At 63.1% G+C, this 24,933-nt stretch carries 25 protein-coding genes; 11 read left to right on the top strand and 14 right to left on the bottom strand.

Features of this window, described 5'->3' with window-relative positions; genetic code table 11:
• The first annotated feature begins 32 nt into the window (after positions 1-32).
• On the top strand, positions 33-578 hold the full coding sequence (gene hpt, locus JWR51_RS01705) for a hypoxanthine phosphoribosyltransferase (RefSeq protein WP_299742809.1): 546 nt from the start codon (positions 33-35) through the stop codon (positions 576-578).
• Here the strand turns inward: hpt and JWR51_RS01700 are convergent.
• The 3 genes from JWR51_RS01700 to galE all read right to left on the bottom strand — a co-directional run bounded on the left by JWR51_RS01700 (position 575) and on the right by galE (position 4,193).
• Entirely contained in the window at positions 575-1,738 is a 1,164-nt protein-coding gene (locus tag JWR51_RS01700) for a DUF459 domain-containing protein (RefSeq protein ID WP_299742806.1), read from the bottom strand. The two genes, hpt and JWR51_RS01700, sit on opposite strands and share 4 nt — an antisense overlap.
• 92 nt (positions 1,739-1,830) lie before the next feature.
• Positions 1,831-3,042 carry a lytic murein transglycosylase gene (locus JWR51_RS01695; protein WP_299742803.1) on the bottom strand — a complete coding sequence of 404 codons (1,212 nt, stop codon included), beginning with the start codon at positions 3,040-3,042 and terminating at the stop codon, positions 1,831-1,833.
• Positions 3,043-3,206: 164 nt separating this feature from the next.
• Positions 3,207-4,193 (bottom strand): UDP-glucose 4-epimerase GalE, encoded by a 987-nt coding sequence (gene galE, locus JWR51_RS01690; protein WP_299742800.1) that lies wholly within the window; start codon positions 4,191-4,193, stop codon positions 3,207-3,209.
• Positions 4,194-4,290: 97 nt separating this feature from the next.
• Between galE and galU the strand changes: the two genes are divergently transcribed.
• Positions 4,291-5,175, top strand: coding sequence for a UTP--glucose-1-phosphate uridylyltransferase GalU (gene galU / locus JWR51_RS01685; protein WP_299742797.1), 885 nt, complete (start codon positions 4,291-4,293; stop codon positions 5,173-5,175).
• Between the two features lie 186 nt (positions 5,176-5,361).
• Here galU and JWR51_RS01680 read toward each other — a convergent pair whose 3' ends face one another.
• Entirely contained in the window at positions 5,362-6,660 is a 1,299-nt protein-coding gene (locus JWR51_RS01680) for an outer membrane beta-barrel protein (protein ID WP_299742795.1), read from the bottom strand.
• A gap of 227 nt (positions 6,661-6,887) precedes the next feature.
• Here JWR51_RS01680 and JWR51_RS01675 point away from each other — a divergent pair, with 227 nt between their 5' ends.
• Both JWR51_RS01675 and JWR51_RS01670 read left to right on the top strand, forming a co-directional pair.
• Complete coding sequence (locus JWR51_RS01675) at positions 6,888-7,652, top strand: MotA/TolQ/ExbB proton channel family protein (protein ID WP_299742792.1); 765 nt, start codon at positions 6,888-6,890, stop codon at positions 7,650-7,652.
• Between the two features lie 3 nt (positions 7,653-7,655).
• Positions 7,656-8,519: a flagellar motor protein MotB gene (locus JWR51_RS01670; RefSeq protein WP_299742789.1), complete on the top strand. Its 864-nt coding sequence runs from the start codon at positions 7,656-7,658 to the stop codon at positions 8,517-8,519.
• Between the two features lie 39 nt (positions 8,520-8,558).
• Here JWR51_RS01670 and JWR51_RS01665 read toward each other — a convergent pair whose 3' ends face one another.
• Together JWR51_RS01665 and JWR51_RS01660 are read right to left on the bottom strand one after the other, a co-directional pair.
• The gene (locus JWR51_RS01665) at positions 8,559-9,008 is read right to left on the bottom strand and encodes an NfeD family protein (protein WP_299742786.1); all 450 of its coding nucleotides are present in this window, start codon (positions 9,006-9,008) and stop codon (positions 8,559-8,561) included.
• A gap of 12 nt (positions 9,009-9,020) precedes the next feature.
• Complete coding sequence (locus JWR51_RS01660) at positions 9,021-10,010, bottom strand: SPFH domain-containing protein (RefSeq protein WP_299742817.1); 990 nt, start codon at positions 10,008-10,010, stop codon at positions 9,021-9,023.
• A gap of 143 nt (positions 10,011-10,153) precedes the next feature.
• Between JWR51_RS01660 and JWR51_RS01655 the strand changes: the two genes are divergently transcribed.
• Both JWR51_RS01655 and ligD read left to right on the top strand, forming a co-directional pair.
• A complete protein-coding gene (locus tag JWR51_RS01655) occupies positions 10,154-10,996 on the top strand; it encodes a Ku protein (protein ID WP_299742782.1) in 843 nt (280 codons plus the stop codon).
• 3 nt (positions 10,997-10,999) lie between these two features.
• Positions 11,000-13,588 (top strand): DNA ligase D, encoded by a 2,589-nt coding sequence (gene ligD / locus JWR51_RS01650; protein ID WP_299742779.1) that lies wholly within the window; start codon positions 11,000-11,002, stop codon positions 13,586-13,588.
• On the opposite strand, the gene modB is transcribed toward ligD, so the two are convergent.
• The 4 genes from modB to eda form a co-directional block, all read right to left on the bottom strand.
• Positions 13,585-14,265, bottom strand: a complete 681-nt coding sequence (gene modB, locus JWR51_RS01645) for a molybdate ABC transporter permease subunit (protein ID WP_299742776.1) — start codon at positions 14,263-14,265, stop codon at positions 13,585-13,587. The genes ligD and modB overlap by 4 nt on opposite strands.
• Positions 14,266-14,277: 12 nt before the next feature.
• Complete coding sequence (gene modA, locus JWR51_RS01640) at positions 14,278-15,012, bottom strand: molybdate ABC transporter substrate-binding protein (RefSeq protein ID WP_299742773.1); 735 nt, start codon at positions 15,010-15,012, stop codon at positions 14,278-14,280.
• A gap of 65 nt (positions 15,013-15,077) precedes the next feature.
• The gene (locus tag JWR51_RS01635) at positions 15,078-15,446 is read right to left on the bottom strand and encodes a LysR family transcriptional regulator (protein WP_299742770.1); all 369 of its coding nucleotides are present in this window, start codon (positions 15,444-15,446) and stop codon (positions 15,078-15,080) included.
• Between the two features lie 4 nt (positions 15,447-15,450).
• Positions 15,451-16,086, bottom strand: a complete 636-nt coding sequence (gene eda, locus JWR51_RS01630) for a bifunctional 4-hydroxy-2-oxoglutarate aldolase/2-dehydro-3-deoxy-phosphogluconate aldolase (RefSeq protein ID WP_299742767.1) — start codon at positions 16,084-16,086, stop codon at positions 15,451-15,453.
• Positions 16,087-16,221: 135 nt separating this feature from the next.
• On the opposite strand from eda, the gene nadA reads away from it, so the two are divergent.
• Positions 16,222-17,289: a quinolinate synthase NadA gene (gene nadA / locus JWR51_RS01625; RefSeq protein ID WP_299742765.1), complete on the top strand. Its 1,068-nt coding sequence runs from the start codon at positions 16,222-16,224 to the stop codon at positions 17,287-17,289.
• Here the strand turns inward: nadA and JWR51_RS01620 are convergent.
• Positions 17,286-17,738, bottom strand: coding sequence for a hypothetical protein (locus JWR51_RS01620; protein ID WP_299742762.1), 453 nt, complete (start codon positions 17,736-17,738; stop codon positions 17,286-17,288). The genes nadA and JWR51_RS01620 overlap by 4 nt on opposite strands.
• Before the next feature lie 122 nt (positions 17,739-17,860).
• Here JWR51_RS01620 and JWR51_RS01615 point away from each other — a divergent pair, with 122 nt between their 5' ends.
• A complete protein-coding gene (locus JWR51_RS01615; protein WP_299742759.1) occupies positions 17,861-19,450 on the top strand; it encodes an L-aspartate oxidase in 1,590 nt (529 codons plus the stop codon).
• Here JWR51_RS01615 and JWR51_RS01610 read toward each other — a convergent pair.
• Together JWR51_RS01610 and JWR51_RS01605 are read right to left on the bottom strand one after the other, a co-directional pair.
• On the bottom strand, positions 19,447-20,328 hold the full coding sequence (locus tag JWR51_RS01610; RefSeq protein WP_299742756.1) for a cytochrome c: 882 nt from the start codon (positions 20,326-20,328) through the stop codon (positions 19,447-19,449). The two genes, JWR51_RS01615 and JWR51_RS01610, sit on opposite strands and share 4 nt — an antisense overlap.
• Positions 20,329-20,423: 95 nt before the next feature.
• On the bottom strand, positions 20,424-21,401 hold the full coding sequence (locus JWR51_RS01605) for a PfkB family carbohydrate kinase (protein ID WP_299742753.1): 978 nt from the start codon (positions 21,399-21,401) through the stop codon (positions 20,424-20,426).
• A gap of 190 nt (positions 21,402-21,591) precedes the next feature.
• Between JWR51_RS01605 and JWR51_RS01600 the strand changes: the two genes are divergently transcribed.
• From JWR51_RS01600 to JWR51_RS01590, 3 genes are read left to right on the top strand one after another with little or no spacing between them, the layout of a single operon-like run.
• Positions 21,592-21,984 (top strand): hypothetical protein, encoded by a 393-nt coding sequence (locus JWR51_RS01600; protein WP_299742750.1) that lies wholly within the window; start codon positions 21,592-21,594, stop codon positions 21,982-21,984.
• A gap of 18 nt (positions 21,985-22,002) precedes the next feature.
• Positions 22,003-22,509, top strand: a complete 507-nt coding sequence (locus JWR51_RS01595) for a sigma-70 family RNA polymerase sigma factor (RefSeq protein WP_299742747.1) — start codon at positions 22,003-22,005, stop codon at positions 22,507-22,509.
• Positions 22,506-23,312, top strand: coding sequence for an anti-sigma factor (locus JWR51_RS01590; protein ID WP_299742744.1), 807 nt, complete (start codon positions 22,506-22,508; stop codon positions 23,310-23,312). The genes JWR51_RS01595 and JWR51_RS01590 overlap by 4 nt, the downstream gene beginning before the upstream one ends.
• Before the next feature lie 146 nt (positions 23,313-23,458).
• Here the strand turns inward: JWR51_RS01590 and JWR51_RS01585 are convergent, their stop codons facing one another.
• A complete protein-coding gene (locus JWR51_RS01585) occupies positions 23,459-24,646 on the bottom strand; it encodes an alpha-hydroxy acid oxidase (protein ID WP_299742741.1) in 1,188 nt (395 codons plus the stop codon).
• Between the last annotated feature and the right edge of the window lie 287 nt (positions 24,647-24,933).

The raw sequence follows: 24,933 nt of genomic DNA, 5'->3' as shown, positions 1-24,933 counted from the left end.
TCAGGCCCAGGCATAATCGGAAAGACGGCAGCATGACCACCACGCCATATGTCGTCGATGAATTGATCTCCGCCAAAGCCATCGCGGCCCGCGTCGAAGCCCTCGCCAAGGAGATCGCGACCTTCTACGCCGACACCGACAAGCTGGTCGTCGTCGGCCTATTGCGCGGCTCGTTCATCTTCATCGCCGACCTGGTGCGTGAGTTGGACCTGCCGGTCGAAGTGGATTTCCTCGAGGCCTCATCCTATGGCAATGCCATGGAATCGAGCCGAGAAGTGCGCATCCTCAAGGACTTGCGCGGAGAAATCGGCGGGCGCGACGTGCTGGTGGTCGAAGACATCGTCGACACCGGCTATACGCTGAAGCACGTGCTCGAAATCCTCGAAACGCGCCATCCGCGCCGCATGGAAGTGTGCGCGCTCCTCAACAAGCCCAGCCGGCGCGAGACCGACGTGCAGGCCAAATGGGTGGGCTTTGATATCCCCGACAAGTTCGTCGTCGGCTACGGCATCGACTACGGCCAGCGCAACCGCAACCTGCCCCATATCGGGGCCGTGCGGTTCCTGGAATCCAGCTAGCGTCCGCCGGCATTCTCCACGGCGCCCGGATCGACCCCGACCCCGAACGCATCGACGCGCCCCATCGGCGCGGTCATCAATTGCTCCAGCGTGAACGCCGGCACCGGCGCCGCCTGGCCCGACGCCGTCAGCAAATCTCCAGCCCGGTTTGGCGAGCGGCTCAGAGGGATCACCGCGCCGGCAACCTCCAGCAACCGCACTTGCCCCAGCCCCTGATAGGGCAAGCGCACCATGGCGCCCGCATCGGTGCCGACCAGCGGATCGGCGACCTCCACCGTCACCCCGCCGCCGCGGTAGAAATTGCGGATCGACTGGTTGAGATAGAAGGCCAGCTTGTCGGAGCCAGCGGTGGAAAAGTGGATGCCGTCATCCTTGCGCATGCGCGCGTTCTGGCCGTTCACGTCGGGACCATAGGAGGAAAACTTGCCGTCTTCGCCCAAGAACCGTTCGTAGATATCGACGAACTCGGCGCCGCCCGAAAAGCTCGCCAGCCGCTGGACGGCGCTGACTTGGGCCAGGGCGGCGGAATATTCGCTCTTGCTCATCGGCGGCAGGCCGACCCAGATCACCGGCTTGTTGGCCGCGCGCAACTGGTTGAGGAACCCGGTCAGCCGCTGCTGGTAGATCGCCCTCCACTGATCGGTCAGCGACTTATAGCTCTGCCCGTCGGCATTGATTTCCTGCCGGTCATTGACGCCGATCATGACGATAGCCAGATCGAAGCTATTGGCGGCGATCTGCTCGCCGATGGCCCGATCCCAATCGAAGAAGTCGGTGCGCACGAAGCCTGAATCGCCGACGCCCTGGTTGATGACCACGAGGTTGGGATCATCGGCATAGAACCGCTCCAGCGCCTTGCTGAGATCGATCGCCATCGAATCCCCGAACACCGCAAGCCGCGTGGCACCCTCGGCCTTGGTGACGAGAGGCTTGGCCGGCGGCAGCGCGGCCGTGGGGGTGCGTGGGGTGGTGCGGCGTGGTTGCTGTTGCTGCTCCACGGGAGGGGGCGGCGCCGGCTCCTCGCCAAACAGCAGGTCGAACAGGGTGCGCCGCTTCTGCGCCTGCGCCACCACGATAGTGCCCTGGTCCTGCGCAAAGACGGGCGCAATATCGACCATGACGAAGCAGAACAGGACGACGGCGGAAAGGACGCGGATCATGTCAGCCCTTGGTAAACTCGCCTATTCTCTAGCAAAACGGACCTCACAAGGCCAGTTCGGTCACGCCAAACTGAGAGATTGCTTGCAATCTCCTATCGCGTCGCGGCCGCCAGTTCCTCATAGGACGCCTTGGTGATGAAGCCATCGGCCACCTCGCCCCGCGAGGACTGGAAGCGCGCATAGGCCGCCTGGCTGATCGGCCCGATCCGCCCATCCACATCGCCGCTCAGAAAACCCAGCTTGATCAACGCCTCCTGGATCGCCTTGCGCTCGGCGATATTGGGGAATTGCGTCTCGCGCGGCCAATCGTCCGCAAAGGCCGAGGCACCGTTGAGCCGGTCGGCCAGATGAGCCACCGTCATGGCGTAACTGTCGGACAGATTATAGCCCTTGAGGACCATGTAGTTCTGCGTCATGAGGAATTTCGGGCCGTCCTTGCCGGCCGGCACGTAGAGGAAGACCGGCAAATTGGGATCGGCAAAGGCCTCTCCCCGGACCCGCGCGATGCCCTTCTGGGCAAAGAACGACACCGGCCGCATTTGGGTACGGTCCGCCAGAAGGTAGTCGAAACCATCGGGCACAGAGACCTCGAGGGCGCAGGGCACGCCGGGCTGGTAGCCCAATCCAAGCAGGAACACCGCGCTGGTGGCCAGCGCATCGGCCAGCGAATCCTGCAGGTCCACTGCGCCGTCACCATCCCCATCGGTGCCGTATTTGACGACATTGGACGGATTGACCTGCAAATGTCCGATCGCCCCCGCCCAGGAGCCGACCAGGTGCTGCGCGTCAAGCGGGCCCCGTTGCACCAGTTGCAACGCGCCGATCAAATCGGCTTCGTCGCCTTCGAGACGACTGCGGCGCTGATGTACCAGCGTCGCCAGCGAGCGCACGATCGGCCGGATTATGCTGGTATCACCCAGCACCGAGCCGTAATTGGTCTCGATACCCCAGATTGCCCCCAGCAGATGTGGTTCAACGCCGTAGCGCTCGCCGATCGTGGCGAACAATGGCGCATTGCGCTCCATCGCCGCTTTGCCGTTGGTGATGCGTCGCGGCGACGCGCGCAGATCGATATAGTCCCACATCGTGGTGGTAAATTCGGGCTGCGCGCTGACCAGCTCGGGCGTGCCGGGGTCCGGGGTCAGCCCAACCATTGCCGCCTGATAGGTTTCGCGGGTTATCCCCGCCGCCAAGGCCTTAGCTTCGAAATTGGCGATGAAGCTGTCAAAGCTCTCGATAGGCTGCGCAGCGGCTGGGGCGACGGACAGTGCAAGGAGCAGGCTAGCGATAACGGCTACTTTCATATTCGGCCCTTCCCGTCTTCGCACTAGGAGCAATCGGCATTGGCTCAGGCCGAGTCGAAAATGCTGGTTTTCGAGAACCGGACCGGAGCGTACATCAGTACGTGAGGACCGGAAGCGCAGAAAACCGGCATTTGCAGACCGACCTCAGCCAATGGCGGAAGGTCCTAGCGGTTGCGCACCATCAGGTGCTTCTCCCAAGCATAGGCGGATTCGACGATTTCGCGTAGGTCATCATGCTGGGGCACCCAGCCGAGAATCGAGCGCACCCTTTCGCCGGTGGCGGTGATCGAGGCCGGATCGCCGGGCCGGCGTGGACCTTCGTCGACGCGGAAGTCGACGCCCGACACCGCCTTGACGGTATCGACCACCTGCCGCACCGAATAGCCCTGCCCATAGGCGCAGTTGAGTGTCGTGCTCTCGCCGCCACTACGCAGATGCCCCAGCAGCAGCGCATGGGCGGCGATCAGGTCGGTGACGTGGATGTAGTCGCGCACGCAGGTGCCGTCCGGCGTCTCGTAGTCGGTGCCAAAGATGTCCATTTTTTCGCGCTGGCCCAAAGCCGTCTGCGCCGCCACCTTGATCAGGTGGGTGGCGAACGGCGTCGACTGGCCGCTTCGCTTGCCGGGATCGGCACCAGCGACGTTGAAATAGCGCAGCACCCCATAGGTGATGTCATGGGCGGCCGCCACGTCGGCCAGCATCCACTCGGTCATCAGCTTGGAGCGGCCATAGGGCGACATCGGGTTGAGCGGGGTTTCCTCCACCACCGGTGCCAGTCCGGTCATGCCGTAGACTGCGGCCGTAGACGAGAAGATGAAATGCTTGACCCCGGCCTTGACCGCAGCCTCCAGCAGGTTGCGCGAAATAGCGGTGTTGTTGCCATAATATTTGAGTGGATCGGTCACCGATTCCGGCACCACGATGGAGCCGGCGAAGTGGATGATCTCGGTGATGCCGTGCTCTTTGACGAGCGCCTCGACCAACGCGATATCGCCGGCCGAGCCTTGCACGAAGGTGGCCCGTCCATCGATGGCCCAATCGAAACCGGTGATCAGGTTATCGAGCACGACGACGCTCTCGCCCGCGTCGGTCAGGTTCAGCACCATATGGCTGCCAATATATCCGGCGCCGCCGGTGACCAGGACTGCCATGCTGTTAACTCCAACCGCTAAGACGCTATTTTGCCGTGATGTTATGTGCCAGATGTTGAGATAGCTTTACGGCGAAAATCCAGATCCGGAGTGAATAGTGGCCAAGCGTGTCAGGACAGCAGTATTTCCCGTTGCGGGGTTGGGAACACGGTTTCTGCCGGCCACCAAGGCCCTGCCCAAGGAGATGCTGACCGTCGTCGATCGGCCGCTGATTCAGTATGCTGTCGATGAGGCGCGCGAAGCCGGCATCGAGCACTTCGTCTTCGTTACCGGCCGCAACAAGGGCGTCATCGAGGATCATTTCGACCGCCAGTTCGAACTCGAAACCACGCTGGAGCTGCGCGGCAAATCCAAGGCGCTCGATGAGCTGCGCAAGGACCTGCCCTCGGCCGGCCGCACCAGCTTTACCCGCCAGCAGGAGCCGCTGGGCCTGGGTCACGCCGTCTGGTGCGCGCGCCATATCGTGGGCAGCGAGCCGTTCGCGCTGCTGCTGCCCGACATGCTGTTCAAGGGCGATCCGGGCGTGCTCAAGCAGATGATGGACACCTATGAGGAAACCGGCGGCAATGTGATCGCCGTCGAGGAAGTGCCCCCAGCTGAAGTGTCATCCTATGGCATCATCGCGCGCGGCGACGGCCCCGACAACAATTTCGCCATCACCCAGATGGTGGAAAAGCCCAAGCGCGAAGAGGCCCCCTCCAACCTGATCATCTCGGGCCGCTACATTCTGCAGCCGGAAATCTTCACGCTGCTGGCCGACCAGCCCAAGGGCGCGGGCGGGGAAATCCAGCTCACCGATGCGATGCAGACGCTGATGAAGTCGCAGGCCTTCACCGGCGTGAAATACCAGGGCCAGTCGTTTGACTGCGGCTCCAAGATCGGCTTTTTGACCGCCAATGTGGTCTATGCGCTGGACCGCGACGACATCCGCGACGGTTTTGTCGCGGAACTTCGTAAGCTTGATTTAGGGGATCATTTCTAGGACGTTACCGGCCTTTCACTGATCGCCTGCCCTCAACAAGGGGGAGAAAGCCTCTCACCCACCGGCCTTCCCGCGGACTTGATCCGCGGGCCACTCTCCGCTCACACCGTGTTGCAAAAGACCCGCGGATCAAGTCCGCGGGAAGGCCGGTGGGCGTGGGTTAGGCTAAGGGACGATGAGATTGCTCTAGCGCTTGACCGTCACCCCGACCGTAACCCGATGGCTGTCCTCGGGGCTGTCATTGGTTTTATCGGCATGCTCATAGCCATAGTCGGCGGTGAGCGCGGTGTGGGCGTTGACACTATAGTCGGCCCCGACGCCGTAACCGTAGCCCGTTTCGGTGTCGCTGCTGCCGTCGAACGTGCTGGTGTTCCAGGCGGCCAGCGCCCGCAACTCCAGCCAGGAGTTGACGGTGTAATTTACGTCGGCATTGGCGGCGTATTCGACCTTGGTCAGCCCGCCATTATCTGGCCCCGGAGGCGCCACCGTGGTGGTCAACCCGGCGGTGAAGCGCCAGGTGGGATCGGGGCTGAACACGAGCCGCGCATCATAGAGATGCGACTTGACCTCGCCCAGGCTGGCCGCGTCGAACCGGCGCAGGCCCAGCCCGACCGAGGCTTCGGCGCTCAGCACCTCGTTCCACTTGCCGGCGACGCCAGCCTTGATCGAGCTGTTGGTCGCATCGGGCTTGAGCAGCAGCACCGACGAGGGGTGATCAAACATTTCGCGGCCGAGATTGGCCTGCGTGAAAATCTCGAAGATCGGGGTCGCCTGGAAGCCTAGCCGCAACCCGCCGTCCACAGTCCACAAATCCTGTTCGCTATTGTCGGCAACCGAGCCATCAGCATAGGTCGTGTTGCCATAGAGCGAGCGGGTCACTTCGCCCGTCACCCCGACATTGAAGCGGCCGAACTGGCGCGTCACGCCGCCATCGACACTGCCCACAATGGTCTGGGGTGCCTGGGTGATACCGTTCGCCAGCCCCGGCGTATCTGGCCGGTCCCGGCTGATCGATAGGTCGGCATTGGCATCGAGCGTCGTGGCGCTGTCCAACGCGTAGCTGGTGCTGAGATCGAGCCGCAGGGCGCTGACATCGATCCGGCCGTCGACGGGCTGGTCGACCTCGGCGCTGGCATCGAACTTGATCTGCGAGCGCGACCCGGTGTGCTCGAAGCTGGCGCTGGGCGCCAGAACCACATCAAACTGTTCACCATCATTGGTTTTCGTGTAGGCGCCACGCAGCGCCACCGACCAATCGATGTTGAAAAACGGATCGTACGGCTCCCGCAGGCCCGGAAAATCCACCGGCAGCGGGTCCATCGGCGCAGCAGGGTAAACGCCGGGGAGCAGCCGTTGATTGTCGGTATTGGAGCCATCGCCATTGCCAAGCGGCGACTGTGCCAGGGACTGCCCGCCCATGACGAGCGCACATAATGCCGACGCCGCGCCGATTTGCCCGATATGCCGGAACGACCGCAAGGGCAAAGGCTTGGCTCCCGTCAGGAAAACGCACATAGAGGCGAGCCTGCCCGAACGGCAGCCAACGCCGGCTAATCCTTACAGCTTATGGTTAACGAAGCCTTGCGATGCCGCATTTGGCGACTCATGGGTCGTTAACTGCACCGCTTAAGCGCCAATTATTTGTTGAGCGCCAATAGTGTGGCCACATTCAAGCGTCCCAGAACGGGGCGTCTACGGGGCCTATACATCAAATGGATATCGCAACCCTGATCGGCTTGTTCGGCGGCATTTGCCTGCTGTTCATCGCCATCCTGCTCGAGGGATCCAACCCAACGAGCTTTTTTAGTCTGCTGGCCGTCGTGGTCGTGGTCGGCGGCGCCACCATGGCCGTCATGGGCCGCTACACGCTGGGCGGTTTCATCGCCGCGATGGCTACTTTCAAGAGCGCCATCTACTTCAAACACGTCTCTCCCACCACCCTGATCGACCAGATCGCCGACATCGCCGACCGGATGCGCAAGAAGGGCCCGATCGCCCTCGAACAGGTCAAGCTGGCCGATCCATTCTTCCAGCGCGGCGTGCGCATGATTGCCGATGGCTATACGGGCGAGGCACTACGCTATTCGCTGGAGCGCGAACGCGACCTCGATTACGAGCGCCTCGAAGACGGCAGCCGGATTTTTCGCGCCCTTGGCGAAGCCGCGCCCGGCATGGGCATGGTCGGCACGCTGATCGGTCTCGTCTCGATGTTCGGCCACATGGACGATCCCAAAAAGATCGGTCCCGGCATGGCCATCGCGCTGCTGACCACGCTCTATGGCGCCGTCGTCGCCAACGTCATCATGCTGCCGATTGCCGACAAACTGGCCAATCGCGCCACCGAGGAAGGCACCAATCGGAGCCTGATCATCGAGGCGCTGGTGATGATCCGCGACGGCAAGAACCCCATGGCAATCAGGGACGAACTGGCCAGCTACCTGCCGCTGCACAGCCGTCCCATGCTTCAGGCGGCCTGACCGATGGCCGCTCTCAAGAAAAGACATCGCGTCGGTGGCGCCCATGGCGGCACCTGGATCGTTTCCTTCGCCGACCTGATGGCGCTGCTGATGGCGTTCTTCGTCATGCTGCTGAGCTTCTCCACCCAGGAGCAGGAGAAGCTGACCCAGGCCACGGGCTCATTGCAGCATGCTTTCGGCATCACGCCCGACAGCCTGCTGGCTGGGGTGATCGAACTCAACGGCCAGCCCGACCGCAATTTCATGAAATCGGTGACACAGGAACGCACCGACGCCACCACCGAATTCTCCACCGTGGAAGCGGAGAACAACAATGCCCAGGGCGAGCAGACCGACACGGCGATCGAAGAGCCCAACGACGTCCAGCGCGCCGCCAATTTCTCCCTCGCTGCCGCGAGCCTGAAGCAGGCCTGGCAGGACCAGCCCGATATCACCGCGATGGCCGACAACCTGATTGTCGAGGAGACCCAGGACGGCATCAACATCATCATCGCCGACCAGACCGGCCGCGCCATGTTCTCGGAAGGCTCGAAATATCCCAACGAGATGACCCGCAAGGCAATCGCCGCCATGGCGCCGGCTCTGGCTAAAATGCCCAACCAGATCGCAATTTCGGGCCACACCGCGGCCGGCGTCCTCTATGCCAACCCCAATTACGGGCCGTGGGAGCTGTCCTTCGACCGAGCCAATATCATCCGCCAGACCTTGGGTGAGTTCGGCGTGCCAGACCAGCGCTTTGCCGATGTCTCGGGCCGAGCGGACAGCGATCCGTTCTTTCCCAACGACCCCTATCTGCCCTCGAACGAACGCGTCGTCATTGTGCTGAAATACGACGCACCACCCCTGCCGCCCAATATGGGGTTCTGACCCTGGCCACTCCCTCCCCCCGGGGAGGGAGTCCAAAGCCTAAGCTGCCACAACGGTCAGCACGGCCCCGTTATTGCCGGTGATGCGCACGCGCTGTCCGGCCGGCAGGTTGGGTCCCGCCACGCGCCAGACCGTATCGTCCAGCACCAGCCGCCCGAAGCCGTCGACGATCGGCTCATCCAGCATCGCCTCCTGCCCGGTGAAACGGTCGGCGCGGCGATTGAGATAGGGTCGGTCGCTCTGCACCGCCCGGCCCCGCTGCCAGCGCAGCCACAGCACGATCGCCACCAGTGACAACACCCCGAACACCAGCCATTGCAGCGGCCAATCGATGGGGTGGATCAAGACGATTATCCCGGTGACGATCCCGGCCACGCCCATCCACAACAGGAACCCGCCTGACCCCACCACTTCGAGCGCCAGCAGGACGATACCGGCAACGATCCACGACCACGGACCATAGGCGGCGATAAAATCGATGACCTGCATCGCAGCCTCCGACTAGCTCTGGCTGGTCGGGGTGACCGATGGCGGCCGCCCACTGCGGGGCGTGCTGGGCGATGAGCCACCAAAGGTTTCGCGCGCGATTTCCGCAATGCCGCCGATCGCCCCGATGACGCTGGACGCCTCGAGCGGCAGCATCAGGATTTTCTGGTTGGGGGAGGTGGCGATCGCCTCCAGCGCCTTGATGTAGTTATTGGCGACGAAATAGTTGATCGCCTGCACGCTGCCGCTGGCGATGGCCTGGGAAACCATGGTGGTCGCCTTGGCCTCGGCTTCGGCGGCACGCTCGCGCGCCTCGGCATCGCGGAACGCCGCTTCCCTGCGGCCCTCGGCCTCCAGCACCTGCGCCTGCTTGGCGCCTTCGGCTTGCAGAATTGCCGATTGACGGCGGCCCTCGGCTTCGAGGATGGCAGCGCGCTTTTCGCGTTCCGCCTTCATCTGCCGGCCCATCGATTCCACCACGTCCTTGGGCGGATCAATGTCCTTGATTTCAATGCGGGTGATCTTGACGCCCCAGGGCGACACCGCCGCGTCCACCACCTTGAGCAGGCGATGGTTGATCTCGTCGCGGTTGGACAGGAGCTCGTCCATGTCCATCGAGCCCATCACGGTACGGATGTTGGTCATGGTCAGGTTGAGGATGGCGTTTTCCAGCCCCGAGACCTCGTAGGCCGCCGCCGCTGCATCGAGGATCTGATAAAAAGTCACCCCATTGGCGGTGATCGACGCGTTGTCGCGGGTGATGACCTCCTGGTGAGGCACCTCGAGCACCTGTTCCATGACGTTGATCTTCTTGCCGATATTGTCGATGAACGGCACGATGATGTTGAGGCCGGGCTTGAGCGTGCGGGTATATTTGCCGAACCGCTCCACAGTGTAATTATAGCCCTGCGGGATGGTCTTGGCGCCGGCGAACAGCACCAGCAGCGCCAGAATGCCCAGTCCGATCAGCGTAATGCTCAGCCCGTCGAGCCGAATTCCGTCCATAAATTCCATATCGATTCTCCCAACCGCGCCTCGCGCCGCGACTTTACGGTTGGTGTTGTGCCCGCGCAATCGAATCCCACAGCGCAACCAAGCGCGCGGCGCAACCGTTGAAACCGTGGTCCAAACCAACTTGCGAGCCCGCAATGCCAGCATCACGCCCGATCTGGAAAGGTCAGCTCCGCCTCTCGCTCGTCTCCATCGGGGTCGAGCTGTATTCGGCGACCAAACCCAACGCCAAGCCTGCGTTCCGGCAAATTCACGAGCCCACCGGCAAGCCCATCAACTACGAAAAGGTGGTTGCGGGCGTCGGTCCCGTCGACAAGGACGAGATCATGAAGGGGTTCGAATACGAAAAGGGCGACTACGTGCTGCTGACCGACGACGAGATCGACGCGGTAAAGCTGGAGACCCGCAAGACGCTGGAACTGACCCAGTTCGTGACCGCGGGCGAGATCGATCCGATCTACTACGACAAACCCTATTTCGTCGTCCCTTCCGACGAGCTGGCCGAAGACGCTTTTCGCGTTATCCGCGATGCGCTGCGGCAGAGCCAGAAAGTGGGGCTGGGACAACTGGCGCTGCGCGGCAAGGAATATCTCGTCGCCATCAAGCCGACCGGCACTGGGCTGTTGATGGAAACGCTCCATTACGAAGCCGAAATCCGCAAATCCGATCCGTTCTTCTCTGAGATTTCCGCCAAGGAGGCCGACCCGGACCTGCTCGAAGTCGCCACCGCGCTGATCGACAAGAAGACCGCCAAGTTCGATGCAGGCGTGTTCAAGGACCATTACCAGGCCGCGCTGCGCGAGCTGATCGCCCGCAAGCTCAAGGCCAAGGGCCGCAAGATTTCCACCAAGGAGGAACCGCCCGAGCACAAACCCACCGGCTCCAACGTGGTGGACCTGATGGCAGCGCTGAAATCGAGCCTCGAGAGTGGGTCGGCGAAGCAGGCGGCCAAGGCAGCGCCGCGCAAGAAGGCGAGTTGAGCGATGGCCAGCAAAGCCGAGACCTTGCTCAAGGAATACAAGGCCAAGCGCGACTTCGCCAAGACGCAGGAGCCGTCGGGGGACAGTGCCGTCGATCGCAAGGACCAACTGACCTTCGTGGTGCAGAAGCACGACGCCACGCGGCTGCATTACGACTTCCGCATCGAACTCGATGGCGTGCTCAAGAGTTGGGCCGTAACCAGGGGGCCGTCCGACAATCCGGCCGATAAGCGCCTCGCCGTCCGCGTCGAGGACCATCCGCTAGACTATGGCACGTTCGAGGGCACCATTCCCGAGGGCGAGTATGGCGGCGGCACCGTCATGCTATGGGATGAAGGCACCTGGGAGCCGATTCAGGGCGATCCACATGATGGCCTCGCGGATGGCGATCTCAAGATGCGGCTGCATGGTCATCGCATGAAGGGCGACTGGGTGCTGGTCCATATGAAGGGCCGCGACAGCAAGCGCAAATCCGGCCCGCCACGCGAAAACTGGCTGCTGATCAAGCATCACGATGACTATTCCAAGGACCAAGAAACCTTGGTCCCGAAGTTCACCACGTCGGTGTCGACCGGCCGCGACATGCCCGGCATCGCCAAAGGGTTGAAGCCGAAGAAAGCGACCGCCACGCCGGCCGAGGCCGTCTGGCATTCGGACGAGGACAAGGCGGTCGACAATCCGGTGGCGGCCAAGCCGGCGCCCAAGAAGCGCGGCAAGTCAGCGACGCCGCCGGCCTTCCGCCCGCCGCAGCTCGCCACCCTCGTGACCGAGGTGCCGCAGGGCGCCGATTGGCTGTTCGAGATGAAATACGACGGCTATCGGTGCCTTGCCGCCGTGGCCGGCGAGCAGGTGCAGCTTTACACCCGCACCGGCAAGGACTGGTCCAAACAGTTCGATGCCATCGCGGCGCCACTGCGCAAGCTAACCGCCGGCAGCGCGCTGATCGATGGGGAACTCTGCGCCTTCGATGCCAAGGGCCGCACCGATTTCTCTACCCTCAAGGACCATCTCTCCGACGGTGGAGCCCTGACCTATTTCGCCTTCGACCTGCTGGAGCAGGATGGCGAGGACCTGACCAAGCTGCCGCTGATCGAGCGCAAAGCGCGGCTGGAAAAGCTGCTGGGCCCGATCGAGAAATCCGCCCTGGTGCAGTTCTCGCCTCACGTCACCGGCAATGGCCAGAAGGTGTTCGACGCCATCTGCGCCGAGGGGCATGAAGGCATCATCGCCAAGCAGGCCAGCGCGCCCTACCGGGGCGAACGCACCAAAAGCTGGCTCAAGATCAAATGCGCCAAGCGGCAGGAATTCGTCATCGCCGGCTGGTCGCCGTCGGAGAAAAAGAAGACCTTCGCGTCCCTGCTGATCGGCACGTTGGAAGACGGCAAATTAGTCTATCGCGGCCGCGTCGGCACCGGGTTCACCGTCGAGAGCGCCGAAGCCCTGCAGGAAAAACTCGATGCTCGTGCCCGCAAGACCAGCCCCTTTGCCGAAGTCCCCAAGCTGATCGCCCGCAACGCCCATTGGGTGGCGCCCGAACTGGTCGCCGAAATCGGCTATACCGAGTTCACCCCCGACGGGGTGTTGCGCCATCCCTCCTTCCTCGCTCTGCGCGAGGACAAACCGGCCGGGGAAATCGCCTTGGAAACACCTGCCCCAACCGACAACGCCAGCCCGGCATTGCACAGCCAGGCCGGCATTTTGGCCGCCGAAGCTGCCGGCATCCACTTCACCAGCCCCGATCGCATCATCTATCCCGGCCAGGGCGTCACCAAGGGCGACCTCGCCGCCTATTACGCCGCCGTCGCCGATGTTATGCTGCCCTATATCGAAAACCGCCCGCTCAGCCTGCTGCGGTGTCCGCAGGGCCGCACCAAGTATTGCTTCTTCCAGAAGCACGATACCGGCGGTTTTCCGGACGTGATGAAGTCCATCATGATCGAGGAAAAGGACGGCCAGAAGGAAGACTATTTCTATATCGACAACCTCGCGGGCCTGCTGGGCGGCACGCAGATGAATGTGCTGGAATGGCACCTGTGGGGATCGCGCACCAAGGACATTGAAAAGCCCGAGCGCATCATCTTCGATATCGATCCGGACGAAGGCCTCGGCTTCGAGCATGTGCGAGACGCCGCCCGCGACATCGCCAAGCTGCTCGAAGAGTTCGACCTGCAAACCTACCCGCTGGTCAGCGGCGGCAAGGGCGTGCACGTCATCGCGCCTCTGGTGCCCAAGCTGGAATGGCCCGACATCAAGGCCTTCTGCAAGGGCATCGCCAAGCTGCTGGAGGAACGGGAGCCCGATCGTTTCGTCGCCACTATGAGCAAGGCCAAGCGCAAGGGGCGCATGTTTATCGATTACCTGCGCAATGAGCGCGGCTCCACCGCCATCGCCCCCTGGTCCAGCCGCTCACGCCAGGGTGCGCCGGCTGCAGTGCCGGTGAGTTGGGATGAACTGCCCACCATCAAGGCCGCAAATCAGTTCACCCTCGCTGCCGCCGCCGAGCGCGCCAAGAAGCCCGATCCGTGGAAGGGGTATTTTTCGACGACGCAGACGATAACCAAGGCAATGGTGGACAAGCTGGCGGGCGGTTAAGGCAGAGGCAGCGTTGCCCTCCGGTCAATTATCATCGTCACCGCGATGACCACGAAGGCGAACACCACCATGCCCAGCGCCAGCACATGCGCAGTGCCCCATTGCAACCGCTCGACATAGTCGTAGATCGAGATCGAAAGCACCTTGGTCTGGCCGGGAATGTTGCCGCCGATCATCAGCACCACGCCGAATTCGCCCACCGTGTGGGCAAACGTCATCACCGCCCCGGTGATATATCCCGGCCGCGCCAATGGCACTGCAACCCGAAAAAACCGTTGCCAGTTGCTGGCGCCCAGGCACGACGCCGCCTCCAATGGCTCATCGCCGATGGCCACGAAGGCATTGCGCAACGGCTGCACCATGAAGGGCATGGAATAAAACACCGAGCCGATAACCAGGCCCGAAAACGAGAAGGCCAGCGTCCGCCCGCCCCAGAGCCCCGCAATCCAGCCGCCCGGCCCATAGGGGCCAAGCGCCAGCAGCAGGTAAAATCCGAGCACCGTGGGCGGCAGCACCAGCGGCAAGGCCACGACGGCGCCCACCAGTTCGCGGCCGGCCCATTTGCTGCGTGCCAGCCACCAGGCGATGGGCGTGCCGACGAGCAGCAGGATGAGCGTATTGATCCCAGCCAGCATCAGCGTCAGGCTGATCGGTGGCCAGAGTTCTCCTACGCTCATCCGGAAGGCTCGCTATTTTACGGTGTAACCCGAGGCTTCTATCACGGCGACGGCCGCATCGCTCTTGAGGAAATCGAGGAAGCCGGTGGCCGCCTTGTTCTCGGCGCCGGTTTTAAGCAATACCGCATCCTGCTTGATCGGCTCATGCAGTTCGGCCGGCACGATCCACACATGCTCCTTGCCGATCACCTGGCTGGCCGCGACGAAACCGAGTTCGGCATTGCCGCTATCGACGAATTGCAGCGTCTGCGTGATGTTTTCGCCGGTCACGAATTTGGGTGTGACCGCATCGAGCAGGCCCAGCTTGGTCAGCGACTCGATCGCGGCCTGGCCATAGGGTGCGGTCTTGGGATCGGCGATTGCGATTTTCTGGAACGCATCGGCCTTGAGCACGGCTTCGCCATCGGTCACGTCGATCGAAGTGCTATAGAGCGCGAGCGAGCCGATCGCATAGGTGAAGACCGAACCATCGACACCGAGCCCATTGGCCACGGCCTTGGCGGGACGGATGTCGTCAGCTGACAGCAGAATATCGAACGGCGCGCCCTGGGTAATCTGGGTATAGAGCGCCCCGGTCGCGCCAAAGCTCAGCGTGACCTCATCGCCGGTTGCCGTCTTGAAGGCCGCCGCCAACTGCTCGGCCACCGCGGTAAAGTTGGCCGCCACTGCGACACTGGCCGTCTCCGCATAAGCCTGCGGCACGAACGACACGCCCAACAACAGGACGCCGGCTAAAATCTTGTGCATCTTCGATCCCGATATGTTTGAAGAACCCTATCGGTTCTGGCAAACGCCAGAGCGGCCCGCAAGCGTTATTTCTGCCCGGACATATCGATGAGCCTCCGCAACGCGCTCACATCGTCGGCAATCGCACTGCGCGTCCGCTCCTGCATGGAGCGGTAGTGAGTCAGCACCAATTGCCCCGCCTCGGTCAACAGCGCCCCGCCCTGCCCGGCGCCGCCGCGGCTGGTCTCCACCAGCACCATGCCAAAGCCCTCGTTGAGCGCCTGCACCAGCCCCCAGGCGCGCTTGTAGCTCATGCCCATCGCTTTGCCGGCCGCCGAAATCGAGCCGGTCTTGCCGATCTGCTCCAGCAGATCGGCGCGTCCCGGCCCGAGATAAGCCGTCTCAGTCAGAGTAACCCGCAGATGCGTCAGCCCGCTGTCGGGAACGCCCGCCATGGCACTAGCCGCGCAGCGCCGACGCCTCGCGCGCCAGCGCCTCGATGCGCGCCCAATCGCCCGACGCCAGTGCATCGGCCGGCATCATCCAGGAGCCCCCGACACAGATCACGTTGGGCAGCGCCAGGTAGGTCTTGGCCTTGACCGGATCGAGCCCGCCGGTGGGGCAGAACTTGATATCGGACAGTGGCGAGGCGAAGGCCTTGAGCACCGGCGCGCCGCCGAGCGCTTCGGCCGGGAAAAACTTGAGGAACGAATAGCCGCGCTCGCTGGCCGTCATCGCCTCGGTGGGCGTGCCGATACCCGGCAGCAGCGGAATGCCGATTTCGTCGGCTGCATCCAGAATGCGCGGCGAAATGCCTGGCGACACCATGAAGCGGCAACCGGCATCGACCGATTGCTGCATATGGGTGGCGTTCCGAACCGTGCCCGAACCCACGATGGCGCCGGTGACCTTGGCCATTTCTTCCATGACCTTGAGCGCATTGGGGGTGCGCAGCGTTACTTCGAGGATCGGCAGCCCGCCCGCCACCAGCGCTTCGGCCAAGGGCCGCGCCTGGCTCACATCGTCCAGGATGATCACTGGGATGACCGGGGCCAGCGACAGGATGGAACGGATCGCTTCGGCATCTTGGGGCATTTTGGACTCCCGCGTCAGGACTGTTGTGCACGAACGGTTAGGGGCTCGGAAAAATTCTCGCAACCCTCTTCATTGAAATGCGATGCGAAAATACCTAGGTTCCGCCCGCGCACTTGGCTCGCCAGAGGTCCAACGATGGTTCAGACGATCAATGCCCTCACGCCGCTGGACGATGCCCGCGCCATCCTGGGCGAGAGCTACGATCTGCATTTCTCCAAGGCGATCGAGCGCGCCACCGAGAGTGTCTACGAGCGGGTCAAGGACAAGATCCCGCAGATCGAGTGGAGCTTTTATGCGCCGCTGATCTTTGCGATCAACCAACTCAAGAAGGAAAAAGACGCGGTCATCCTGGCGCACAACTACCAGACGCCGCAGATTTATCACGGCGTTGCCGATATCGTCGGCGACAGCCTGCAGCTCGCTATCGAGGCCACCAAGGTCAAGCAATCGGTGATCGTGCAGTGCGGCGTGCACTTCATGGCCGAAACCAGCAAGCTGCTGAACCCGCAAAAAACCGTGCTGATCCCCGATAGCCGCGCCGGCTGCTCGCTGGCCTCCTCGATCACCGTCGAGGACGTGTTGGCGATGAAGGCCATGTATCCGGGCGTGCCGGTGGTGACCTATGTCAACACCTCGGCCGCCGTCAAAGCCGTGACCGACGTGTGCTGCACCTCCTCCAACGCCGCCGATATCGTCAACCGCGTCGATGGCGACACGGTCATCATGATCCCCGACCAGTTCCTGGCGCAGAACACTGCCAAGAAAACCCACAAGAAGATCATCACCTGGGCGGGCTCCTGCGAGGTGCACGAAACCTTCACCGCCGAAGACATTTCCGAGCTGCGACATGCCTATCCGACGGCCAAGATCATCGCCCATCCCGAATGCCCGCCCGAGGTGATCGATGCGGTGGATTTTTCCGGCTCGACCGCCGCCATGATCGACTGGGTCAAGACCGAAAGGCCGGCCCGTGTGGTCATGGTCACCGAATGCTCGATGTCCGACAATGTCGCATCCGAAACCACTGGCGTCGATTTCCTGCGCGGCTGCAACATCTGCCCGCACATGAAGCGCATCAACCTCGAAAACATCCTCTGGTCGCTGCACACCATGACCGAGGAAGTCACGGTCGATCCAGCCATCATCGCCCCGGCGCGTCTCGCCGTCGAACGCATGATAGAAATGAGCCGGAAGGGCGACTAGGCGCCGAGGAAGACGTTGTGGCGATGGAAGGCCAAAGCCGCGTCGTCCGGCCGCGCAATCTCGGACTCGGGCAGGCGCAGGCGCCCAAGCGGATTGATCCGTTCGAGCAGTTCGGGATCGATACGGCTCAGATCGACAATCAGCCCATAGGATTTGCCGACGCTGACATGGCCCTGGCGGAAGGCATCGGCCGCCGCCGTTTCCAGGCACAGGAAATTGCTGACATGCAGCATGCCGCCAGATGTCAGCGGCTGGATCGCGGCAAGCTGCAATTCGTCGTGCATGAAGTCGGGCGGCGGCGCGAATTGCGCGCCCGTCATGGCACACGCATAGCCATAATTGGCCAGCACGCTGGTATAGAGCTGGCGCAAGGTATCGATCGAGGGCGGATCGACCGGTTCGGCCTGATAGCGCGACTCGGCCTCGGTCAGGAATTTTTGCCAGTACAACGGATGGCCTGGGTCATCCGTATCCTCGTTCGCCACTGTCTATCGGCCCTTGTTGCGTCGCACAGCCCTAATGTACTCGGCAAAGGACGTAAGTTAAATCCCGTAGGTGATTGGAGCCGGCCATGCCCACTTTCGACAACACCCTGAACGCCGACGGCGCCCTGATCGTGGGCGCAGGCCTTGCGGGCCTGTTCTGCGCGCTCAAGCTGGCGCCGCGCCCGGTGACCGTGCTGTCGCCCAAACCCCTCGGCTTCGGCGCCTCATCGGCCTGGGCGCAGGGTGGCGTCGCTGCGGCCGTGGGCGAAGGCGACAGTAGCCATGCCCATGCGCTCGATACCGAAATGGCCGGTGCCGGCATTGTCGATCACGGCATTGCCGAATCGGTGACCGCCGAAGCCGCCGCCCGTATCGAAGACCTGTCCCGATGGGGCACGCCGTTCGACCGCGACGATTTCGGTCACTACGAGCTTGGTCGCGAGGCGGCCCATTCAGCCAACCGCATCGTCAAGGTCGAGGGCGACCGCGCCGGCTGGGCCATCATGCAGGCCATCATCGCGGAGGTGCGCCGCACCCCCTCGATCCGCGTTGTCGAAGGGATCACCGCCCTGAGCCTCGCGCGTGACAACGGCCGCATCGTCGGCGTCTTCTGCCGCAAGCTAGGCGATCGCTATTCCGAGCCGGTGTTTATCCGCGCCCGTGCGACAGTTCTCGCCGCTGGTGGCCTAGGCGGGCTTTACGCCGTCACCACCAATCCGCCGGGCGTGCGCGGCCACGCCATGGGCATGGCGGCGCGCGCGGGCGCGCTGATTGCCGACGCCGAATTTGTGCAATTCCACCCCACCGCCATTGCCACCGGCGCCGATCCGGCTCCCCTGGCCACCGAGGCGCTTCGCGGCGAAGGCGCAATCCTGGTCAACGATCTCGGCGAGCGCTTCATGCCCGCCATCCACCCGGACGCCGAACTGGCACCTCGCGATGTGGTTGCGCGCGCCAATTTCCGCCAGATCCAGGCCGGGCATAAGGTGTTTCTGGATACGCGAAAAGTGCTGGGCGAGGCCATCCTCACCCGCTTCCCTACCGTGGCAAAATACTGCCTCGATGCCGGCATCGACCCCGTTGCCGGCATGATCCCGGTGACACCTGCCGCCCATTTCCACATGGGTGGCGTCAAGGTCGACGAGCGTGGACGCTCATCTCTGCCGGGCCTCTGGGTCTGCGGCGAAGCTAGCTGCACCGGCCTGCACGGCGCCAATCGATTGGCCTCCAACTCACTGCTCGAGGCCACCGTCTATGGCGCCCGCATCGCCGAGGACATTGGTGGGCTGGAGCCGGTGCGCAATCTGGCACCGTTCAAGGGCATCGAATGGAACGAGGCCGAGGGCGAAAAGGCCGAACAGGTGCTACGCGACCTGCCTGCGGTGCAGAACCTGCGCCACATCATGACCGACCTCGTAGGCGTCGAGCGCGACGCCGCCGGGCTCAAGCAGGCGCTTCGCCAGATCGCAGCGCTGGAAGCCAGCGCCGAGCACGTCACCAGCGCCTACCTCAACATGACCACCTCGGCCACGCTGGTCGCCGCCGCAGCCCTCAAGCGCACCGAAAGTCGCGGCGGCCATTTCCGTACCGATTTTCCCGAAACCGACGACAAGAACTGGGAGCATCACACCACGATGACGCTCGAGGAGGCTCTGGCCATTCGTGCCGGGGCCTAGTTCTTCTCCGCCAACAGATATGTCGCCAGCGCAGTCAAATCCTCGTCGGTCCATTGCGACGTCGAGTCGGCGATGACATGGGCCATTTCGCCGCCCAGCACGTCGAAGCCGGGCGTAAACCCATCTTTCAGCGTCTGCACCAGCGTCGGGACGTCGTACTGATCCGCGGTCAATGCGGCGGCGGTGATGGCCGGCGCTTTGCCGCCAGTGCCGCCGGGGGAACCGGTGAGGGCCGCGTTCCAGTCCAGCGCGCCCAGGGCGTTGCGCGGCGTGTGGCAGGCCACGCAATGGGCGGGGCCGAAGGCCAGATATTTGCCGCGATTGAATTGCGCCGATTGCCCCGCGTCGGGCATGAACCGCGCCGGCGTGAAGAACAGGTTCTGCCAACCGGCCAAAGCGAGGCGAATATTGAACGGGAACGGCACCTGGCTGGGTGCCGCGGGCTCTGCTATCGGCGCGCTCGCCATCAGCGCAGCATAGAGATCGGCGATCTCCTGATCGCTCATCTGCGTATAATTCTCGTAGGGGAATGCCGGATAGAGATGCCCCTGCGGCCCCATGCCATTGCTGAGCGCATCGGAAAACATCGCCAGCGTCCACTTGCCGATGCCGGCATTGGGGTCCGAGGTGATATTGGGCGGCACGAACGTTCCAAAGGCGGTCGTCAGGCCCGCCCCACCCGAAAGGAATGCCCGCCCGGCCTTGGTATCGGTGTGGCAGGCGACGCAGCCGCCCACGCGGATCAGGTAATTACCGCGGGTGACATCACCGACCAGCGTCAGGTCCCGTGCCGGCCCTTCGACCGGCTTGAGCAGATAGACCGCCGCGCCCAGCCCGACCACGACGAGCACACCCAAGACCCAGACCCAACGCCGCATATCATTCCCCGATTTGCCGGCGCCATACAGAACAGAGCCGACACTGTTGGGCAATTGACGACAATGTTAGCGCCAAGGCAGGGACTAAAATCCGATCAGGCGTTGAGCACCGCATCGACCTGGGCCCGGGTCGGCGGCTTGCAGCCCTTCTCGCCGCAATTGAGCCCGGCCACCACCGCGCCGAATCGCAGCATGTCGGCCAGCGCGCCATGTCCCAGGCCATCCAGCTTGCCGGGCTTGAGCAGATGCCGCTCATGCAGCCACGACAACACGCCGGCCATCAGGCTGTCGCCAGCGCCCACCGTGTCGCCAAACACCGGTGGGGCATAGATATCGGCTTGCGCCTTGCCCGCCGCGGTGAAAGCGCGCGAACCCTTCTCGCCCAGCGTCACGACAACGAGCTGGCAATTAGGCCGCGCCAGCAAATCGCTTGCGTGCTGCTCGATACTCTTGCCCGCGTCCAGTTCGGCCAGGTCTTCCACGGACACCTTGACCACATGAGCTAGGTCGAGAAAGACGGACAGGCGTTGCTTGTAGCCTTCGAAATCATCCACCAGGCTGGGGCGCACATTGGGATCGATCGAAATGGTCGCGCCCTTGGCAATCGCCGCCTGTACGATCTGCAGCCAAACCGCCGCCTCATCTGCTTTCATCGGGCAGAAGCCGCCGATTTGATAGAGATTGAGGTCGACCGGGAGCGCCGCGATGGCCTTGGCCGCGTCGATCACTCCATCGGCCTGTCGATAGAACCCGTAGCGCGCATTGTGGTTGTCATCGAAATTCACCACCGCGAGGGTGGTATATTCGCGTACTCGCTCGGGCAGCAGCGTCGTGACCCCGGCGGCGTCGAGCGGCCCCAGCAGGTAGTCGCCAAACGCATCGGCCGAGATCGGGCAGAGGAAGCCGGTATCATTGCCCAGCTTGGCCAGCGCGATGGCGCAATTGTAGGGCGAGCCGCCCGGATGCGCCGTCATCACGATCTGGCCGGCACCATCGCGGTTGATCAGCGCGCCATCGGCCAATTCGACTTCGGCCTTCAAATCGATCAGGCTTTCCCCACCAACGACAAACATTGCGACCCCTCTGATATATGGCCAGCCACATAGCATTTTTGCCCACACTGTCACCAGCCAAGTGAGCTTGCGCCCAACACGTGGGCAGACAAGTTTGAATTATTTCTGCGAACTGGGGATTAAATCTTTCCCGCTGGTGTTGACCTCGTGCAGGCGGCCATGACGGCCCCTGATCACGGAGGAAAAATCCATGAATATCCGTATGCTTCTGGCTGGCGCTGCTGCGCTGGCACTGATCTCCGCTCCCGCCTTCGCTGAAGATTATGCCGGCGGCGCCGTCAAGACGTCCGAAATCGGCGGCAAGGAAGTGCTGACCGATGCCAACGGCATGACCCTCTACACCTTCGACAAGGACACTGCCGGCGTCTCCAATTGCTACGACGATTGCGCCACCAAGTGGCCACCGGCAATGGCCGATGCCTCGGCTAAGGCTGAGGGCGATTTCACTATCGTCGACCGCACCGACGGCACCAAGATGTGGGCCTTTAAGGGCATGCCGCTGTATCTGTGGTTCAAGGACACCAAGGCTGGCGATACGACCGGCGACGGCGTCGGCGGCGTCTGGCATACTGCGGTGGAATGATCGACTAGGCAGGCTTCCTTGACAGATTTTCTCGACCAGGTCGAAACCTGCGTGCCGGCGCTGCGGCGTTATGCGCGGGCGCTGACACGCAATATCGATCTGGCCGATGATCTCGTGCAGGATTGCCTCGAACGCGCTATTTCACGGCGCGCGCTGTTCCGCCCCACGGGTCCGGTGCGCGCCTGGCTCTTCACCATTTTGCTGAACCTTTATCGCAACAGCCTTCGTTCCTCCCACAGACGGGGGCAGACGGTGGATATCGACACCATCCCCGAGCCCTCCACCCCGGCGCCGCAGCCGGGCCATATCGCGCTGGCTGAAATGGCCCGCGCCATCGAAACGCTACCACTCGACCAGAAGGAAGCATTGCTCTTGATCGCCCTCGAAGGCCTCTCGTACACCGAGGCCGCGACCATTCTCGGCATTCCCCAGGGCACGCTGATGTCCCGGCTGGGCCGTGCCCGCGCTGCCCTGCGCGTGGCCACCGGCAACACAGCCGAGCCGCATTTGAGGACGGTCAAATGAGCGCCGTATCCCGCGACATGCTGATGGCTTATGCCGATGGCCAGCTCGACGCGGCCGACCGTCCGGCGGTCGAGGCCCATCTGGCGGTCAATCCTGAAGCCGCCGCCGAAGTCCTGCTCTGGCAGCGCCAGTCCAACGCCCTCCGCGCGCTGTTCGCCCCCGCCGGCTCCGAGCCGGTTCCGGCGCGCCTGCGCGCGCATCGGATCGCCGCTGCAAGCGGGTCGCGCCGCATGCGCTCCTGGCGCTGGGCGGCGGCTGCGGTCGTGCTGGTGGGCCTGGGGCTGGGCGGCGGCTGGTTCGCCCGGCCATTGCTGAATGGCGCACCCCCCGCCAGCGCCAGCCTGATCGCCGACGCGGTCAACGCCCACATGGTGTTCGTGGCCGAAAACCGCCACGCCGTCGAAGTGCCCGCGACCGACCAGGACCATCTGGTGACCTGGCTGTCCAACCGGCTGGCTACCCCGCTCGACACACCGGATTTGACGTCCGAAGGCTTTACCCTTGTGGGCGGCCGCCTGCTGCCCGGCGAACCCAATGCGGGCGGCCGCGCCGCGCAATTGATGTATGAAAATGGCGCCAAGGACCGGGTCACCGTCTATGTGACCGCCGCCCTGCCTGATCGCGCCCCGGCGTATCAATTCGCCAATGCGGGCGGCGCCGAAGCGTTTTACTGGTCCAATGCGCGCATCACCTGCACGGTGGTGGGCACGCTGCCCGAAGCGCAGATGAAAACTGTTTCCCAAGCCGTGTACCGCCAGATGACCGAAGGCGATGTTACGGCAGGACCGGCGTACCGGGGATAAGGTCTTTCTCACCTCTCCCTTTGGGGGAGAGGTCGGGTCGCTCTTGCGAGCCGGGTGAGGGGGCCTTTTCCTGGTGCGGTGTGAGGGAAGGCCCCCTCACCCGGCCTTCCGCCGACCTCTCCCCCAGAGGGAGAGGTGAAGAAGCTCTACCCCTGCGTCCCCAGTGGACTATTCCGCTTCGGAATATCGTTCGAATAAATATTATGCAGCCCGACATTGAGGATGTCGCGCTCGCCGCACAGGGCCATGGTGGTGTCGAGCTCCTTGCGGATGATGTCGAGCACGCGGGTGACACCGGCTTCGCCGCCGGCGCCCAGGCCATAGAGCATGGGCCGACCGATAAAGGTGCCTTTGGCGCCATAGGCCAGAGCCTTCAGAACGTCCTGGCCCGAGCGAATGCCGCTATCGAGATAGACTTCGGTCTTGTTGCCGATGGCATCGATGATCTCGGGGAGCACGCGGATGGTCGAGGGGGCGCCGTCAAGCTGGCGGCCGCCATGATTGGAGACGATCACCGCGTCCGCGCCATTGTTCACCGCAGCCAGCGCGTCATCCGGATCGAGCACGCCCTTGACGATGACCGGGCCGCCAAAGCGCTTTTTGACCCAGGCGATGTCGCCCCAGTTGAGCGTGGGGTCGAACTGGCTGGCGGTCCAGGCCGACAGCGACGCCAGATCGTGATCGCCGCTCACATGGCCGACGATATTGCGGAAAGTGTGCCGCTTGGTGCCCAGCATGCGCATGCACCACGCCGGATGCTGCATCATCTGCCAGATGGAATAGGCATTGAATTTGGGCGGGGTGGAGAGCCCGTTGTGGATATCCTTGTGGCGCTGGCCCAGGATCTGCAAATCCATGGTCAGCACCAGCGCCGAGCAATTAGCCGCCTTGGCGCGGTCGATCATGCGCTCGATGAAGCCGCGGTCGCGCATCACATAGAGCTGGAACCAGAACGGGGCCGTGGTGTTTTCCGCGATGTCTTCGATCGAACAGACGCTCATGGTCGAAAGCGCGAAGGGAATGCCGTATTTCTCCGCCGCCTTGGCGGCCTTGATCTCGCCATCGGCCACCTGCATGCCGCCGGTCGCGGCGGGCGCGATGGCCACAGGCATGGTGATTTCCTTGCCCAGCATCGTGGTCCTGAGGTTGCGCCCCTCGAGATTGACCGCCACCTTCTGCTTCAGCTTGATCTTGGCAAAATCGCTCTCGTTGTCGCGATACGTGCCTTCGGTATAGCTGCCGCTATCGGCATACTCGAAGAACATCTTGGGCACGCGCCGGCGAGCAGCCGTTTTCATTTCATCGACAGTGAGGATTTTATCGAGTGCGGCCATGCTGGGCTCCCAAGGTTGCACTGCCCTAGCAACTAACATGTTAGTCGTCAATGCGACGTTGAGCATGGGTGAGTGCCGCCCGGACGGAAGCCCTGCGGTTGAAAGACTGCGGCATGCGGCGAGACGTGCCTCATGGTAATTTTTAGTAAGCGAGACGGCGTCTCGCCGCATGCGATGGGGTTTCTGGCCGCCCGAACGTGGCCTCCATTGTTTCAGGAGACGAACGTCGCGCTGGCCCAGGGATCGCGCGACCGCATTCCCCTCCCACCAAACTCCCCACGGCCGTT

Source organism: Devosia sp. (assembly GCF_028290625.1).
Taxonomy (GTDB): domain Bacteria; phylum Pseudomonadota; class Alphaproteobacteria; order Rhizobiales; family Devosiaceae; genus Devosia.
The sequence above is the reverse complement of the archived record's forward strand: the minus strand, read 5'-3'. Positions and strand labels throughout refer to the sequence as shown.